This is a genomic window from Tessaracoccus luoxuelianae, from assembly GCF_055326245.1.
This window is the reverse complement of the sequence record NZ_JBUZNO010000010.1, coordinates 119,985-135,098: the sequence shown is the minus strand read 5'-3', so window position 1 is coordinate 135,098 and position 15,114 is coordinate 119,985. Positions and strand designations below refer to the sequence as shown.

19 protein-coding genes are annotated in these 15,114 nt (G+C 67.1%); 7 read left to right on the top strand and 12 right to left on the bottom strand.

All coding sequences use genetic code 11. The features are described 5' to 3' along the window. From ACZK39_RS14625 to ACZK39_RS14605, 5 genes are all read left to right on the top strand, one after another. Nucleotides 1–1,259: HAD-IC family P-type ATPase (locus ACZK39_RS14625; RefSeq protein ID WP_463613714.1), on the top strand; the 1,259-nt coding region annotated here is incomplete at its 5' end. 28 nt (nucleotides 1,260–1,287) lie between these two features. After that, the gene (locus tag ACZK39_RS14620) at nucleotides 1,288–1,569 is read left to right on the top strand and encodes a metal-sensitive transcriptional regulator (protein ID WP_077341932.1); all 282 of its coding nucleotides are present in this window, start codon (nucleotides 1,288–1,290) and stop codon (nucleotides 1,567–1,569) included. Nucleotides 1,570–1,663: 94 nt separating this feature from the next. Next, nucleotides 1,664–1,918 (top strand): hypothetical protein, encoded by a 255-nt coding sequence (locus tag ACZK39_RS14615; protein WP_078919655.1) that lies wholly within the window; start codon nucleotides 1,664–1,666, stop codon nucleotides 1,916–1,918. Between the two features lie 170 nt (nucleotides 1,919–2,088). Then, entirely contained in the window at nucleotides 2,089–2,343 is a 255-nt protein-coding gene (locus ACZK39_RS14610) for a hypothetical protein (protein ID WP_078919656.1), read from the top strand. Continuing rightward, nucleotides 2,340–3,725, top strand: a complete 1,386-nt coding sequence (locus ACZK39_RS14605; protein ID WP_458993585.1) for a phenylacetate--CoA ligase family protein — start codon at nucleotides 2,340–2,342, stop codon at nucleotides 3,723–3,725. Before ACZK39_RS14610 ends, ACZK39_RS14605 begins: the two co-directional genes overlap by 4 nt. Here the strand turns inward: ACZK39_RS14605 and ACZK39_RS14600 are convergent. The 8 genes from ACZK39_RS14600 to ACZK39_RS14565 form a co-directional block, all read right to left on the bottom strand. Further along, nucleotides 3,679–4,467, bottom strand: a complete 789-nt coding sequence (locus ACZK39_RS14600) for an ABC transporter ATP-binding protein (protein WP_458993584.1) — start codon at nucleotides 4,465–4,467, stop codon at nucleotides 3,679–3,681. The two genes, ACZK39_RS14605 and ACZK39_RS14600, sit on opposite strands and share 47 nt — an antisense overlap. Then, nucleotides 4,464–5,264, bottom strand: coding sequence for an ABC transporter ATP-binding protein (locus tag ACZK39_RS14595; protein ID WP_458993583.1), 801 nt, complete (start codon nucleotides 5,262–5,264; stop codon nucleotides 4,464–4,466). The genes ACZK39_RS14600 and ACZK39_RS14595 overlap by 4 nt, the downstream gene beginning before the upstream one ends. Further along, nucleotides 5,261–6,067, bottom strand: coding sequence for an ABC transporter permease (locus ACZK39_RS14590; RefSeq protein WP_078919660.1), 807 nt, complete (start codon nucleotides 6,065–6,067; stop codon nucleotides 5,261–5,263). Before ACZK39_RS14590 ends, ACZK39_RS14595 begins: the two co-directional genes overlap by 4 nt. A gap of 65 nt (nucleotides 6,068–6,132) precedes the next feature. Continuing rightward, on the bottom strand, nucleotides 6,133–7,098 hold the full coding sequence (locus ACZK39_RS14585; RefSeq protein ID WP_458993582.1) for an ABC transporter permease: 966 nt from the start codon (nucleotides 7,096–7,098) through the stop codon (nucleotides 6,133–6,135). A gap of 43 nt (nucleotides 7,099–7,141) precedes the next feature. Continuing rightward, nucleotides 7,142–8,686, bottom strand: coding sequence for an ABC transporter substrate-binding protein (locus ACZK39_RS14580; protein WP_078919662.1), 1,545 nt, complete (start codon nucleotides 8,684–8,686; stop codon nucleotides 7,142–7,144). Nucleotides 8,687–8,804: 118 nt separating this feature from the next. Next, nucleotides 8,805–9,239, bottom strand: a complete 435-nt coding sequence (locus ACZK39_RS14575; protein WP_463613713.1) for an OsmC family protein — start codon at nucleotides 9,237–9,239, stop codon at nucleotides 8,805–8,807. A gap of 216 nt (nucleotides 9,240–9,455) precedes the next feature. After that, entirely contained in the window at nucleotides 9,456–9,581 is a 126-nt protein-coding gene (locus ACZK39_RS14570; protein ID WP_255443536.1) for a hypothetical protein, read from the bottom strand. A 25-nt stretch (nucleotides 9,582–9,606) separates the two neighbouring features. Beyond that, nucleotides 9,607–10,236, bottom strand: coding sequence for a 4a-hydroxytetrahydrobiopterin dehydratase (locus tag ACZK39_RS14565; RefSeq protein ID WP_182799195.1), 630 nt, complete (start codon nucleotides 10,234–10,236; stop codon nucleotides 9,607–9,609). Nucleotides 10,237–10,344: 108 nt separating this feature from the next. Here ACZK39_RS14565 and ACZK39_RS14560 point away from each other — a divergent pair, with 108 nt between their 5' ends. Both ACZK39_RS14560 and ACZK39_RS14555 read left to right on the top strand, forming a co-directional pair. Then, nucleotides 10,345–10,674, top strand: coding sequence for a metalloregulator ArsR/SmtB family transcription factor (locus ACZK39_RS14560; RefSeq protein WP_463613712.1), 330 nt, complete (start codon nucleotides 10,345–10,347; stop codon nucleotides 10,672–10,674). 1 nt (nucleotide 10,675) lies between these two features. Continuing rightward, entirely contained in the window at nucleotides 10,676–11,617 is a 942-nt protein-coding gene (locus ACZK39_RS14555) for an arsenate reductase/protein-tyrosine-phosphatase family protein (RefSeq protein WP_182799197.1), read from the top strand. 11 nt (nucleotides 11,618–11,628) lie between these two features. Here ACZK39_RS14555 and ACZK39_RS14550 read toward each other — a convergent pair whose 3' ends face one another. From ACZK39_RS14550 to pstC, 4 genes are all read right to left on the bottom strand, one after another. Further along, complete coding sequence (locus ACZK39_RS14550) at nucleotides 11,629–12,303, bottom strand: winged helix-turn-helix domain-containing protein (RefSeq protein ID WP_463613711.1); 675 nt, start codon at nucleotides 12,301–12,303, stop codon at nucleotides 11,629–11,631. A gap of 64 nt (nucleotides 12,304–12,367) precedes the next feature. Next, nucleotides 12,368–13,192, bottom strand: a complete 825-nt coding sequence (pstB, locus tag ACZK39_RS14545) for a phosphate ABC transporter ATP-binding protein PstB (RefSeq protein ID WP_182799199.1) — start codon at nucleotides 13,190–13,192, stop codon at nucleotides 12,368–12,370. Nucleotides 13,193–13,211: 19 nt separating this feature from the next. Next, nucleotides 13,212–14,168, bottom strand: a complete 957-nt coding sequence (gene pstA, locus ACZK39_RS14540; RefSeq protein WP_182799200.1) for a phosphate ABC transporter permease PstA — start codon at nucleotides 14,166–14,168, stop codon at nucleotides 13,212–13,214. Then, complete coding sequence (gene pstC, locus ACZK39_RS14535) at nucleotides 14,168–15,112, bottom strand: phosphate ABC transporter permease subunit PstC (RefSeq protein WP_182799201.1); 945 nt, start codon at nucleotides 15,110–15,112, stop codon at nucleotides 14,168–14,170. The genes pstA and pstC overlap by 1 nt, the downstream gene beginning before the upstream one ends. Between the last annotated feature and the right edge of the window lie 2 nt (nucleotides 15,113–15,114).

Sequence of the window (15,114 nt, the reverse complement as noted above, 5' to 3'; positions counted from 1 at the left end):
CCATCACCAAGGGTGTACCGACCCTCACCGACGTCGCCACCGTGGCAGCGTTCGATGAGAACCAGCTCCTCGGCTGGGTCGCCGCTATCGAGAACAGCTCCGAGCACCCCCTGGCGGCGGCGATCGTGACCGGCGCCACCGACCGCGGTCTCACCCTGGGCGAGGTCACTGACTTCGACTCGGTCACCGGGCAAGGCGTCCGCGGCCACGTCGACGGCCACGACGTCCTGGTCGGCAACCGGCGACTTCTCGACGAAAATGGCATCAGTACCGACACGCTGCAGCCGCTGCATGACGCGCTCGCAGCAGGGGGCAAGACGCCGATGCTGGTGGCCGTCGACGGGCTCCCCGCGGGAATCGTGGCGGTCGCCGACACCATCAAGGACGGCTCCCCGGCCGCGGTCGCGGCCCTCCAGGCACGCGGCATCGAGGTCATCATGATGACTGGCGACAACCGGGCAACCGCCGCCGCGATCGCCTCCCAGGTCGGGATCCGTCGCGTGGTCGCCGAAGTGATGCCCGCCCACAAGGCCGCCGAGGTCCGACGCCTCCAGGACGAAGGCAAAATCGTCGGAATGGTCGGCGACGGCATCAACGACGCCCCCGCCCTCGCGCAGGCAGACGTCGGCTCCGCGATCGGCACCGGCACCGACGTGGCCATCGAATCCTCCGACATCACCCTGATCTCCGGCGCCCTGTCAGGGGTGGTCACCGCCGTTGACCTGTCGCGGGCCACTATGCGCAACATCAAACAGAACCTGGTGTTCGCGTTCCTGTACAACACCCTCGGCATCCCCATCGCCGCAGGTTTGCTCTACCCCGTCTTCGGGATCCTGCTCAGCCCCATCGTCGCCGCCGCAGCCATGGCCCTGTCCTCACTGTCGGTGGTCACCAACGCCAACCGGCTCCGCCGCTGGGCACCACACCCCATCCACGAGTCCCCCACCACCGGCTCCCCCGTCACCCCCGTCGTCGAAATCGGCGGCGAGACCCCCACCACCCAGCACCACACCACAGGAAAGGACACCCCCATGTTCGGCAAGAAGACCACCGCCACCACCCACATCGATCCCGTCTGCGGAATGAAGGTCAAGCCCGCCACCGCGGCCGCCACCCGCACCCGCAGCGAGACCACGATCTACTTCTGCTCCACCCACTGCGCCGAAGCCTTCGACGCGGACCCCGCCCGCTACGGACACCCCCAGATCGCGGCCGAGCACCAACCCGAGGCTCACACCCCCGCACCGCACCACCACTAGCCGCCGAACCAGACCAGGTCCAGGACACATGACCGGCAACCCACAGCGTCCGGAACTCATCGGCCAACTCGCCGTGATCGAAGGCCATATCCGCGGCATCGCCCGCATGGTCTACCAGGACGCCAACTGCATCGAGATCCTCACGCAGACCTCAGCAGTCACCGGCTCGCTGCGCTCAGTCGCCCTGGACCTGGTCGACAACCACCTCCAGCACTGCCTCACCCAGGCCATCCACTCCCCAGACCCCGCCTACCGCGACGCCAAGGTCGCCGAGGCCTCCACAGCCATCGCCCGCCTCGTCCGCAGCTGAACCGTTCTTGATCAGAGGTTGACCGGCCGCGGATCGGATCTGAATCCGGACCCCGCACAGTGGAAGCAGCACCCGAACGAGAGGAACCCGGCTCATGAGCCTCCACAGCCAACACCGCCCCACCGACACCGGCCCCGACGCCCCACCCGCGGCCACCGGACCCGCCCAGCAGCACCAAAGCCATGGTGGCCACATGTGGCACATGCTCCTGATGTGCCTACCGTTGATCGGGTTCGGCCTGTGGTCGCTGTTCAGCGGAGGCGGCGCAGGCGCGCTGATCGGCGGCCTCCTCTGCGCAGGCATGATGCTGCTCATGCACGGCCGCCCCGGCGCCGGGCACCGCCACTGAAACTTGGCCGCCGCGGAGTGCCCGACCCACAGAAACCCAGCGAACGCCAAGGCAAGGGGGTACAAGTGACCAGACGGGCCGCTCCCCACGGCATCCACCCACCTGGTACCACGGCGCCACGGCAACTGGACCCGCACACTGCACTTGTCCAGTCAGCGCACCCGTTACAAGTGACCTCGGACGGCACGGCCACGCCGATCCTCACGCAACCCGTCGCCAACGAACCGGCCCCCGTCGGGGCCGGCGACGTCTTCGGCGCCACCGTGGAGGTGGAGTTCCAGGTCGCCCATGTCGCCGAAGGCATGGACCGATTCGCGGCACTGCTTCGAGCGGTGGCCAGGGCCGCCGACGCGGCCTCAACATCCAAGGGGTCGGGTGGGACCGCTACTGTCACGGAGAGAGCCAGCCTTGGGAGCTGGCCATGACAGCCCTGTTCGGAGAGCTGCTGGTGACCCGTTGGAGGACCCAACAGCATGATCGCTGGACCCGAACCCAGCTCGATGATCACCGGCAGCGCATGCTGGGGCGTCTGCGCGAGCATGCCGCCCGACAGTCGCCCTACTATGCCGACCAGCACCGCGGCATGCAGTCCGCCCCGCTGTCGCAACTGCCGCCGTTGACCAAGACACAACTGATGACGCAGTGGGATCGGCTGGTGACCTCTCCGGAGCTTCGCCTCGACTCGGTGACGCGACGGTTGCAGGATCTGGAGTCTGGGGGTGGTGATCCCGGACAACCCTGGCAGGGTCGTTGGTGGACGGCGGCCACCGCCGGCTCAACGGGCCAAAGGGGCGTCTTCGTCTGGAACCGTCGCGAATGGATCCGCATCCTCTCCTCCTACGCCCGCGTCAACGACTGGGCCCACGTGAAGGTCGGTCCACGCCGGCCTGTGCCGACCGCGATCGTGTCCACCCGCAACCCCGCCCACCAGTCCGCGGTCGTCGGCGCTTCCCTCCGCAACCCCCTGGTCCCCACCCTCCGACTCGACGCCACCCAACCCATCGAGGCCCTAGTTGAGGCGCTCAACAGATTCCAGCCCCGACTTCTGGTGTGCTACGCCTCAATGCTGGCGCCCCTGGCCGAAGCCCAAACCGCCGGGAACCTCCACATCGCGCCGGAGAAGGTGATCACCGCCTCCGAGGAGCAACTTCCCACAGCCCGGCACGCGGCGATCGACACCTGGGGTGTGCAGGTCATCAACACCTACGTCGCCACCGAAACCGCCACCATCGCGTCGTCCTGCAGCCACGGCTCGATGCATCTCTACGAGGACTTCGTCATCATCGAACCCGTCGACAACGCCTACCGGCCCGTCCCCGACGGCCACATCGCCGATCGGCTCCTTGCTACCGTCCTGTTCAGCCGCACCCTCCCGCTGATCCGCTACGAACTGACCGACTCGATCCGGCTGGCCACCGACCCCTGCACCTGTGGACTACCCTTCCGACGACTGGACACCGTCGCGGGCCGCACCGAAGCGACCCTCCGTGTGACCAGCAGGACCAGAGAACCCGTGCTGATTCGCCCTGGCCTGTTCCACGACGCCCTCGAACCGCTAGCCATCCACGGCTGGCAGGTCCAACAAACCACCGAGGGGATCACGGTACGAATCGTGGACCCTGACCGACGGGTGGACCTGCACCAGATCACCCGCCGACTCAGAGCCGGACTCACATCCGCAGGCGTCACCGACGACACCCACATCATCGTCACCCCGGTTCAGGAACTTGCCCGCACCCCGCTCGGCAAGGCCCCGCTGATCATCGGCCAGAAGCAGGGGGGACCGGGAGGCGGGGGATCGCGCTGATCAGTTGGCGCGTGCACGCCTCGTGCGGGTCATTCAGGATCGACATCGTCTCTCCCGTCTCGATGACCGTTCCGTCTTTGAGGACCAGTGTGGTGTCACACAGCGCCGCGACCACGCTCATGTCGTGGGAGACCATCACGATGCTCAACTGTCGCTCGCGCCGGAGTCGGGCCAGGAGTTCGATCACCTCGATGCGGGTGGTGACGTCCAGGGCGCTGACCGGCTCGTCGGCCACCAGGACGGCCGGGTCGGTGACCAGGGCCCGGGCGATGGCGATCCGTTGCCGTTGGCCTCCGGAGAACTCGTGGGGGTAGCGGGCGAGGGTGTCGACGTCCAGGCCCACCTCCTCGATCGCCGCCGCCACCCGGGCACGCCGCTGGGCAGCGGTTCCCCCGATGCCCAGCGACAGCAGCGGCTCGGCGACGATCCTGTCGACGCGCATCCTTGGGTCCAGTGAGGCGTAGGGGTCCTGGAAGACGGGTTGAACCGTTTGGCGCAGCTCGCGCACCTGGAGGCGGTCCCGCAGGTTCAACTCGGCCCCGTCGAACAGGACCCGGCCAACCGTGGGCTGGTGGAGCGCGAGCAGGAGTTTCAGCGCGGTGGACTTGCCTGAGCCCGACTCGCCGACGATCCCCAGGCTTCCGCCGGGAGTCAGCGCGAAAGTGACGCGGTTCAGGGCGGGGGCGGTGGCGCCGCGGTAGGTGAAACCGACGGACTCGAAGGCGAGCAGCGGCTTGGTCACGAGATGCTTCCTGTGGCCAGTGCCTCATCCAATGCGCGGGCGCTGGCGACGAGCCGGAGCGTGTACGGGTCGGTCGGGGCGTGGACGATCTGATCGATGGGCCCCTGCTCAACAATGTGGCCTCCCTGCATGACCAGGGCCCGGGTGACGGTGTGTGAGACGACGGCGATGTCGTGGGAGACGAACACCAGGCCCATCCCATGATCGGCACAGAGTCGACGGATGAGCTGGAGGATCTCCGCCTGGACGGTGACGTCCAGCGCGGTGGTCGGTTCGTCCGCGATCAGCATCGCAGGCCGGCAGGCCAGTGCCATCGCGATGGCGACGCGCTGCCTCTGGCCCCCGGAGATCTCGTGGGGGAACGCCCGCGACACCCGCTCGGTGGCGGGCAGAGCCACCTCCGTCAGCGCCCGCTCGACGGCGGCGTTCAGCTCATGGCCGCGGAGCCCTTGGTGCCGCCGGAGGGGCTCGGCGATGAGCTCTCCGATCCGGGTGAGGGGGTCGAGGGCGGTGGAGGGGTCCTGGAAGATCTTCGCCATCCTGCGTCCCCGGATCTCCAGCAACTGCTTCCTGGAGGCCCCGACGATCTGGGTGCCGTCGACGCGAATGGATCCTGAGGCTGTCAGCGACCGGGGCAACAGGCCGAGCAGCGCCAGGGTGGTGACCGACTTCCCGGAGCCTGACTCGCCGATGATCCCGACCCGTTCGCCTGGGTCGAGTGCAAACGAGATGGCGTCGACGACGCGCTTGCCGGATCCCGCGACCGTGATAGTGAGATCCTCAACCTCGATGTTCATCTGCGCTCCCGTCGGGTCGGATCGAAGCGTTCGCGGAGGCCGTCGGCCAGGGAGTTCGCCCCCAGCACGATCACCATGATGACCACGCCTGGGGCGACGGCGCCCCACGGGGCGGTCAGGACGGTGCTCTGAGCGCCCTGGAGCAGGCGGCCCAGCGACGAGTTCGGCGGCGGGACGCCGAGTCCGAGGTACGAGAGGCTCGCTTCGGCGAGGACTGCGGTGCCGAAGATGAGCGCGGCGGTCACCACGAGCGTCGGCCACATGTTGGGGAGCAGGTGGATGACCACGATGCGTGGCCAGCTGGTGCCCGAGGTGCGGGCAGCGGTGACGAACTGCCGGCGCAGCAGCCCTTTGGCCAGGATGCGGGTGAGTCGCGCCACCACCGCGGAGGCTGCCAGACCGATCGAGACCACGGCCGAGGTCAGGCTGGCGCCCTGCATGGCACCGATCAGCATCGCGAGCAGCAGGGTGGGAAAGGCGATCACCACGTCCAGGAGAGAGGACTGCACGTCGTCGACCCATCCGGTGGCGAATGCGGCGAGCAGCCCGACGATGACGCCGAGGGCCATCGCGATGGCCATGCTGCTGAGACCGACCGTCAGTGCGATCCTGGTGCCGACCATGACGAAGCTGGCGGTGTCGCGGCCGAGCTTGTCGGTGCCCAACCAGTGATCCGGTCCGGGGGGCTCGAGCCGTCCGCCGGTGGTGTCGGCGAGGTCGTAGGGCAACCAGAACACCGACACCAGCCCGACGATCCCCACAGCCACCAACAGGACCATCCCGAGCACAAGACTCACCGGCATACCTCGCCGTCGAGCCGGCACCGGGGCGATCGGCTCCGGAGCGCTGCTGATGTCGATCCCGGCGCTCACGCGTGCGCCCCGGAGAGGCTGGAGCGCAGGCGCGGGTCGACGAGGCGCTGGACCACGTCGGCTGCGAAACCGACGATCAGCACGAAGAACGTGGTCACCAGGAGGATCCCCTGGATGCTCGGGTAGTCGTGCTGGGCGATGGCCTTGGTCAGCATGCTCCCCAGCCCTGGCAGGGTAAACACGCTCTCCACCACGACGGCCCCCAGCAGGGTGGACGCGAGCTCGATCCCTAGGATCGAGATGACTGGCACCGAGGCGTTGCGGACGCCGTGGCGAAGGAACGCCTCCCCGAAGCCGCTGCCCAACGCCTGCGCATTGCGAAGATAGTCGCTCTCCAAGACGTCAAGCGTCGCCGACCGGACATAGCGCACCAGCGAGGCAGTCATGACGATCACGATGGTGGTGGCGGGGAGGAACAGGGAACGCAGCGCCGCGAGCGGGTCAGCCCAGCCCTCCCGCGGGAACCCCCCGGAGGGGAACAGCCGAAGCTCCAACGCGAACAGCCACACAAGAAGGATCCCGATCCAGAAGACGGGCACCGCGATGCCGAGCTGCGCCACAGCCGTCACGGCGACCCCGAGCCGCGTGTGAGCCCGAGCCGCCGCGACGTACCCGATCCCGCTGGCGAGCATGACGGAGATGACGAAGGAGATCAAGGTCAGCGGCAGCGTCACCTCCAACCGGGAAACGATGTCGGGCAGCACGGGGGTGCCGGAGATGAAAGAGGTGCCCAGGTCGAGTCGCATCACGTCTCCGACCCACCGCACGAGCTGTTCGTGGACGGGAAGGTTGGAGCCCACCTGCTGTTGCGCGGCCTCGATCTGCTCCGGGGTCGCGTCGACCGACAGAAGGGCGTTGGCGGGGTCGCCGGGCAGGAGCCGCAGCAGGACGAAGATCAGCAGCATCGCCAGCACCAACGACATCAGCAGGAAGGCGGCGCGCCGGGCCAGGTAACTACCCATGCTCCGGCACACCGCCCTCCCGTGTTGTGATTCCTAGAACTACTCAGGCCTTGGTGATGTTGTACACGTAGAACTGCGAGTTCAGACCGTTGACCGGGAACCCGGACACCTCGCTGCTCGCCACCACGATCTGCGGATAGAGGTAGAGCCAGTTGCTGGCCGCCTCGGTGGCGATGATGGTGTTGGCCTCCTTGAGCTTGGCGGTCTGCTCCTCGGGGGTGGCGGCCTGTTCGGCCTCGCCCACGAGTCGCTGAACGTCGGCGTTGTCGTAGCCCCAGTAGAAGTCCGGGTTGCCGTACCAGACCACGTCGCGGTCGTTGACATGCTCCTGAAGGGTCGCCTCGAACGCACGCTCCTTGAACACCACGGAGTACCACTCGTCGGCCGTGATCACCTTGATGTCGACAGTGATGCCCACCTTCGCGAGTTCCGACTTCAGGAACTCGGCCACTGCCGGGTGCGGGTCGTAGTTGGGCGTCTGCAGCGTGAACGTGAACCCGTCGGCCAGGCCCGCCTCGTCGAGTAGCTGCTTGGACAGCTCCGGGTCGTACGGGTTGAGGGAGGTCAGGTCCTCGTACCACGGGTCCGTGGGGGGCACCATGGATCCGATGAGCTGGCCGCGGCCCGCCCAGATGGACTCCAGCAGCTTTTCGCGGTCGACGGCGGAGTACACGGCGCGACGGACGCGGGCGTCGTCGAACGGGGCCACGCGGTCGTTGAACGCCAGGAGTTCCTTGGTGGTGGAGGTGCCCTCGCTGATCTGGAAGTCGTCGCTGCCCTCGAACGGGGTCAGGGCGTCGGGGCTCTGGATCGTGGTGACCAGATCGATCTCTCCGGTCAGCAGCGCGTTCGACTCCGCGCTCGCGTCGGTGAAGTAGTGGAACGTGGCGCGCGCGTTCTTCGCCGGCTCGCCCCAGTAGTCGTCGTTGCGGACGATGCTGAGGGTGCTGCCGCGTTGCCACTCATCGAACACGTAGGGACCGGTGCCGTCGGCTTCGACCTTGGGGTCGGCGAGGTCAGGGTTCACGATCCACACGTAGGCCATGAGGTAGGGAAACGAGATGGAGCGGTTCTTCAGCGTGAACTCGACCGTCTGGTCGTCCGGGGTGGCCACCGACTCGACGACGGCGTAGCTGCTCTTGCGCGCCGCCTGCGACGCCTCGGAGGTGACGCGCTCGAAGCTGGCCTTCACGTCGGCTGAGGTGAGCTCCTTTCCAGAGTGGAAGGTGACCCCCTCCCGGAGGGTGAAGGTGTAGGAGAGGCCGTCGTCGCTGACCTGGTAGTCCTCGGCCAACAGATTGGTCAGCGAGCCGTCGTCGTTGAGCTTGATCAGCGACTCGTACACGTTGCCGTTGAGGGCCTCCGTGACACCCTGACCGCCCGCATCGACGTTGCTGAGGTTGCTGGGCTCGTACAGGGACCCGATCTCGATTGAAGCCTCCGCATCGAACGCGGCTGGCGCACCGTCCACGGACGACGATCCGGCGCTGGGGGTCTCGTCACCGGAGGGACTGGCGCACCCCGTCAGCATGAGGCCGGCGGCCAACATCCCTGCCAGGGCTCGCACGATGTGACGTGGGTGATTCATCAAAAGGTCCTTCCGGTATGGCTCGCGAGCTTTGCCTCGCAAGGACTGCCAACACCCGCGGAGGCAGAATCATTCCTGGGGGAGGTCGATTTCACCGCAGGCGGACGACATCGCGCCCTCAGACGTCGGAGCCCCTCATTGTGACAGGGGTGCCGAGCTCGATGGTCCGCGACACAGTGCACAGCCGATCATGCGCCTGCTGAATACCGCGCCCCAGCAGGAGGCGCGCGCGATCCCCATCCTCGCCCTCCGGGAAGACGACCCGGAAAGTCACCTCGATGTCCTCAAGCCGGTTCCCAGTGGAGTCCTTCACCTTCGAGGCCGTGACGTCGACATTGAACACGTCCGGCTCGGAGCGACGATGCGTGATCAGATCCACATCGATCGCGCCGCAGCCGGCGATCGCCGCCATCAACAGCTCCACCGGAGTGAAATCGCTGCTATCGCCGCTCCCGATAGGTAGAGTCCCCCCGCGCTCATTGCGGGCCTCGAAACTCAGATGACTCAAGCGGGACACCTGCACAGCGGCGGGGCGACGGGTCTCTTCGATCATTTAGTCCTCCTTCGTCCCGCCCAGCCTAGGTCTTCCGGCCGGAGGGTCTGAGGGGGCCTCATCAGATCCTCCGTCGAGATCGTGACCGGGGCCGAGCACGGCCCGTCCATCAAGATCACCTCGGGTCCACCGCGATCCGCAGGCGCTGCTCAGACTCAGAAAGGCCGGAGGCGGACTGCCTCAGCTTGTCCTTCACTCGAGCCGGTTGAACCCCAGCTACTGGACCGACCGGCCCTCGATCATGGTCGACACATTGGCCGCTACGGCAGCCAGGTAGTCCATCTCGGCCCGCTGGTAGCGCAAGGCCATCTTGGGTGAGGTGTGGCCAGCGATTGCCTGCACCGCTCGGAGGTTTCCTCCTGACAACCTATAGGCCAAGGTGAGGCCGGTCACCCTTGTGCCGTGGAAGACGTACCCACCGTGACTGGTTCTCGTAGGTGATCCGTCCGCCGGCGGCCCGTAGCGCAGTTGTCCTCTGTGCCACCAGGTCCCACGGGGTGCCCGCGTCGAGATGAATCCGGTTGCGCAACGGCCGGGGCGGGTCCATCCCCTGGAACCAGAGCCGCGGTTGGCGGCCCAGCGGGTCAGCCAGCCGGTCATCCGCGACGCGATCGAAGCGGAAAGCGGCCTGCCAGAACGGCGCGAGCGTCGCTGCGACGGTGGCGTCGATCGCGATCTGCATGCGCTGCACCGCTGCCGGGTCAGCGCGTAGGCCGAGGTCAGCGGCCGCGGCCGAGATCTGCCGGGCGAGGGAGACGTCGCGTTCGCTGAGCTGGCCCACGTCGTGGCTGAACAGCCGAAGGTGGACGCCCGATGCCCGCACGTCGATGTCGGGATGGTGCCCGGCGGCCTCGGCGAGATCAGCTACTCGCCGCACGAGCACGGCGCCACCGAGGTGCGAACGGGTATCGAACCACGCGTCGGCACCGGCGTTCAGGGCCCGCCAGTCCCCGGTGCCGCCGGCTTCCTGGAACTGCTGCGGGGTCATGATCGTCATAGCTCATCGTGCCACCGAGCACCCCCTTCGCCCAGAGCCAGCGAATGCAGTCACAACGTCCGCGTCGACACTCGTGGCGCTGGCGGGATACCCAGGTAGGGTGATTGCGTGGTGTCGATTCAGGGTGCAGCGAGACAGGCGAGTGGCGCTGCCCGGCGTCCGTTGACGCGGGCGGAAGCCATAGAACTGTCGCAGACGCTTCGGGTGATCGCGGATCCGACCCGCCTTCAGTTGCTGTCGATGTTGCATGGCAGCGAGTCCAAGGAGTCCTGCGTGACGGATCTGGCGGAGGCCCTCGACCTCAGTGCGGCCACCATCAGCCACCACATGTCATTGATGCACGATGGTGGTCTGCTCACCAGAGAACGACGCGGCCGCCAGGTCTGGTACTCCATCCGGGCTGAGCGCCGCGAATCAGTCTCCGATCTCCTCGGTTGACGTGACCCAGCCACCGCGCAGCCACGGGACGCCGCTGGGGCCAGCCGACGCCGAGCGCCGAGCGGCCCAACTGGCAGCACTGGTCAACCCAGACCTGGTGATGGTGCTCAGCCACATCGCCGCCAGCGAGATACCACTCGCGGTGGAGGAACTCTCGGCTGCCACCGACCTGCCGTCCAACGAAGTTGAGCGACACCTCGGCACCCTCATCGATCGCGGTCTGGCCGAGCAGTCGCGCACTCAAAGCCTCGGTTTCAACCCCACGGCCGAGGCGCTGATCCACTTCGGGCGGTTCCTCACTGTGCGCGCCGCAGACAACCACCCATCGCCCGACGACGAGACGCTGCCTCCGGCGCTGGCAAGGGTGGTGGACCGGTTGGCCTACCGGTTCGCCGCCAGCTTCTCGCGCGAGACCGTCAGCCGTCTCGTGGCCGACAGCTACACACGTCTCTCCGCCCGCGCACGAATCCGGACTCACATCCTGCCTATGACGGAGAAGTTCGCCGCCGATCGACTGTCAGCCCTCGCAGTGGTGGAAGGCCGGGTCGCCTCCGGTGTGCCCGAAGTGTTGTTCGTCTGCACCCACAACGCCGGTCGATCACAGATGGCCGCTGCCTTCCTCCGCCGTGAGGCTGCGGAGCAGGTACACGTGCGAACCGCAGGCACGAAGCCGGCCGCGCGGGTGAACCCGGCGGTGATCGCGGCGATGGCGGAGATCGGTATCGACATGCTGCAAGAGTTCCCCAAGCCGCTGACCGACGAGGTGGTGCTGGCCAGCGACGTCGTGATCACCATGGGGTGCGGCGACTCGTGCCCCGTGTACCCGGGGCGCCGCTACCTGAACTGGGACATCGACGACCCCAGCGGCCAACCTCCCGACCGTGTGCGCGCCATTCGTGACGACCTTCAGCGGCGGGTCCACGACCTGATCACGAGCCTCTGAAACAGGCTCGATCAGCCCAGCGGCGTGGGATCCACCCAGCGGTACCCGACCCCGCGCACCGACTGCACGGCGTCGTCCGCTTCCACGCCGTGAGCCAGGAGCCGACGGCGGAGGCGCCCGATCGCGACCCGCACCGCCACCACCGCGTCGACCCTGCTGGAGCCGAGCACCGCCTGCAGCGCATCAGTGGGGACGGTATGTGGCGAGTTGCGCACAAGCACTTCCAGCAGTTGGAAGTCTTTGGGGCTGAGCGTCACCATCTGATCGCCCAGTTTCAGCGCCGAGGCCTCCGGATGCAGCGCCGCTGCCGCGCCGGTGACGACCCGACCGGGGCCACTGACCCCGATGCCTCGTAGGTGATCGCACAGTTCCGACGATGAGAGGGGAAACGAGATCAGGCCCTGCGCCCCGGCGTCCAGGGCTGCCACAACCATGCCCGGATCCTGGTCACCCGAGAGGCCCACGAGAACAGGAACCCCCGCATAGCCCCTGACCGCGGAGATGAAGTGGGCGATCTCCACGCCAGGCAGGCTCAGCGGCACCACCACGACGGAGACGTCTCCCTCTCCCACCGCGATGAGCGCCGACGCCCCGTCGAAATGGATCTCCACATCGACGCCCCGCTGTGAGAACGCCCACAGCGGCTGCCCGAGCGGGGAGGGGAGGCCTTCCGGGGGAATCACCACCGCCCTCACCGGCCAGCGTGGCGGTCGGACACCCGCAGTCCGGACAGCAGATGCGCCCATCGACTCAGCCGAACCGGCCCGAGATGTAGTCCTCCGTGCGCTTATCAGACGGCCGCTCGAAGATGGTGCGCGTGTCGTCGTACTCGACCAGCCGGCCCGTGCGCTGACCGGTGATCGGATCCTGCGCGGCTGTGAAGAACGCTGTCCGGTCCGCGACACGCCCGGCCTGCTGCATGTTGTGGGTGACGATGATGATGGCGTAGTCCTCGCGGAGTTGGATCATCAGATCCTCGATGGCCCCAGTCGAGATGGGGTCCAGGGCCGAGCACGGCTCGTCCATCAGGATCACCTCGGGCTTGACGGCGATGGTCCGCGCGATGCACAGGCGCTGCTGCTGGCCGCCGGAGAGTCCGAAGGCCGACTGCTTGAGCTTGTCCTTGACCTCGTCCCAGATCGCCGCACGGCGCAGACTCTCCTCCACCAGGTCGTCCATGCTGTCGACCTTCATCTTCGTGACCCGCGGGCCGTATGCGATGTTGTCGTAGATGGACTTGGGGAACGGGTTGGGTTTCTGGAAGACCATGCCGATCCGTCGCCGGACCTCGATGGCGTCCACCTGGGGAGCGTAGATGTCCTGGCCGTGGTAGCGGACGGACCCGGTGAGCCGTGATCCCTGAACGAGGTCGTTCATGCGGTTGAGCGACCGGAGAAGGGTCGACTTGCCGCAGCCCGAGGGGCCGATCAGCGCGGTGATCTCGTGCTGGGAGAAGGACATGTTCACATCCGTGACGGCAAGGAAGTCGCCGTAGTAGATGCTCACGTCGCCGCAGCTGATGATCGTGGAGGGCGCTTTGGTGGAGTGTGCCGGGTTCATGGCGTGCACGGTCATGGTGTCCTCAGAGACTCGTTCACCAGCGACGCTGGTAGTGGTTGCGGATGAAGATGGCGAGCCCGTTCATGGCCAGCAGAAGCACCAGCAGCAGGATGCTCGCGGCTGCGGCGAGGACGTGGAACTCGGCCTGCGGTCGGCCGACCCAGTTGAAGATCTGGATCGGCATGGTGGTGTAGCCACTCAGGATCCCGTTGGGATCGAAGCTCAGGAACACCAGTCCTCCGAGGACCAGAAGAGGCGCGGCCTCGCCGAAGGCTCGCGATAGCGCGAGGATCGATCCCGTGGCAATACCTGGCACGGCGGCGGGCAAGGTCTGCAGCCAGGTCGTCTGCAGGGGCGTTGCCCCGAGCGCCAGCGAACCCTGCCGGATCTCGACCGAGACGGCGCGGAGGGCCTCACGGGTGGAGATGATGATGACGGGGAGGATGAGCAGCGCCAACGCGGTGGCGCCGACGATCACCATGTTCTTGTTTCCGACCCCGACGAAGGAGAGGAAGGCGAGCGTCAGGAGACCGTACACGACCGACGGGATCGCGGCCAGGTTCTGCACGTTGAGTTCGATGACCCGGTTGAACCATTTGGTCCGGTCGCTGAACTCCTCGAGATACACCGCGGCGGCGATACCGAGCGGAATGGCCATCACGGCGGTGGTGCCGATCACCCACAGGGAGCCGAGGATGGCGGGCTTGGCGCCCGCCCGCTCCGGATCAGAGGCCGGGTACTCCGTGAGGAGCCGCGAATCGAGCCGGGGTAGGCCCTCGATGAACGTGGTCACGATCAGGGTGAGGAGGAAGATGAGGGCGAACGCGACTGCCAGCCACATGACGACGAGGAAGGCCAGGGCCTTGGGGCTGTTCTCGCCTCCCTCGGCCCTTCCCAGGGGTCGGTGGGCGGGAGAACCGGACCCGTCGGGCCCGGAAGTGGTGGCTGGCGCCAAAGGCCTTGCGGATCGTTGGGTGGTGTTCTCGGCCATCAGTACTCCTCCCGGAAGCGTCGAACCAGAGCGATGCTGATGAAGTTGATCACCAGTGTGACGAGGAACAGCAGAAGACCGACGGCGAAGAGCGTGTCGTACTCCAGCGACCCGACCCGAGAGTCACCCAGTGCCGCGTTGGCGATGAAGCCTGTCATCGTCTGCCCTTGTTCAAGCGGGCCTGTGACCATGCGGGCCTGGTTTCCCGCGGCGATGGCGACGATCATGGTTTCGCCAACAGCGCGTGACACACCGAGAATGACGGCGGCGAGGATCCCCGACATGGCTGCGGGGAACACCACGCGAAGGGTGGTCTGCATGCGGTTGGCGCCGAGCGCGGCCGACCCCTGGCGCATGGCGTCGGGAACCGCGGTCATGGCGTCCTCACTGATAGAGGCAATGGTGGGGATGATCATCACGCCCATGACCAGTCCTGCAGCGAACACGCTGAACGCGCCGGTCTCCAGGGCCAGCCACTCCTTCAGCACCGTGGCCTGGATGAACGTCAGAGCGAAGAGTCCGTAGATCACGGTCGGCACGCCGGCCAGCACTTCAAGGATCGGCTTGAGGAATGCCCGGAGGCGGCGCGGGGCGTACTCCGCCAGATAGATGGCCGAAGCGAGGCCCAGCGGCACTGCGACCAGCAGCGCGATCGCGCTCGTCCACAGAGTGGCGGTGATCAATGGCAACACACCGAAGCTGGCGTCGGCGAACCGCGGCGCCCACCTCGTGCCGAAGAGGAAGTCCCAGACGGGTACCTCCCGGAAGAAGCCGATGGACGGTATCACCAGGGCCACGACGATGCCCACCGTGATGAGGACCGACAATGCCGCCGCCACCCTGAGCAGGGTCATGACGACGGTCTCACCGTGACGGGCGCGGTGGCCCAGGTCCAGGGCTGGGGACCTCTCGGCCCCCAGCCCCTGAGCAGTTGTGCTGGACATCA

What these genes read in the sequence shown, in the direction of transcription:
- ACZK39_RS14620 (WP_077341932.1), top strand. Translation starts at nt 1,288, where the DNA reads ATGACCGGCAACCCACAGCGTCCGGAACTCATCGGCCAACTCGCCGTG.
- ACZK39_RS14585 (WP_458993582.1), bottom strand. Translation starts at nt 7,098, where the DNA reads ATGGGTAGTTACCTGGCCCGGCGCGCCGCCTTCCTGCTGATGTCGTTG.
- ACZK39_RS14605 (WP_458993585.1), top strand. Translation starts at nt 2,340, where the DNA reads ATGACAGCCCTGTTCGGAGAGCTGCTGGTGACCCGTTGGAGGACCCAA.
- ACZK39_RS14595 (WP_458993583.1), bottom strand. Translation starts at nt 5,264, where the DNA reads ATGAACATCGAGGTTGAGGATCTCACTATCACGGTCGCGGGATCCGGC.
- ACZK39_RS14575 (WP_463613713.1), bottom strand. Translation starts at nt 9,239, where the DNA reads ATGATCGAAGAGACCCGTCGCCCCGCCGCTGTGCAGGTGTCCCGCTTG.
- ACZK39_RS14565 (WP_182799195.1), bottom strand. Translation starts at nt 10,236, where the DNA reads ATGACGATCATGACCCCGCAGCAGTTCCAGGAAGCCGGCGGCACCGGG.
- pstC (WP_182799201.1), bottom strand. Translation starts at nt 15,112, where the DNA reads ATGTCCAGCACAACTGCTCAGGGGCTGGGGGCCGAGAGGTCCCCAGCC.
- pstA (WP_182799200.1), bottom strand. Translation starts at nt 14,168, where the DNA reads ATGGCCGAGAACACCACCCAACGATCCGCAAGGCCTTTGGCGCCAGCC.
- ACZK39_RS14590 (WP_078919660.1), bottom strand. Translation starts at nt 6,067, where the DNA reads ATGCCGGTGAGTCTTGTGCTCGGGATGGTCCTGTTGGTGGCTGTGGGG.
- ACZK39_RS14615 (WP_078919655.1), top strand. Translation starts at nt 1,664, where the DNA reads ATGAGCCTCCACAGCCAACACCGCCCCACCGACACCGGCCCCGACGCC.
- pstB (WP_182799199.1), bottom strand. Translation starts at nt 13,192, where the DNA reads ATGACCGTGCACGCCATGAACCCGGCACACTCCACCAAAGCGCCCTCC.
- ACZK39_RS14580 (WP_078919662.1), bottom strand. Translation starts at nt 8,686, where the DNA reads ATGAATCACCCACGTCACATCGTGCGAGCCCTGGCAGGGATGTTGGCC.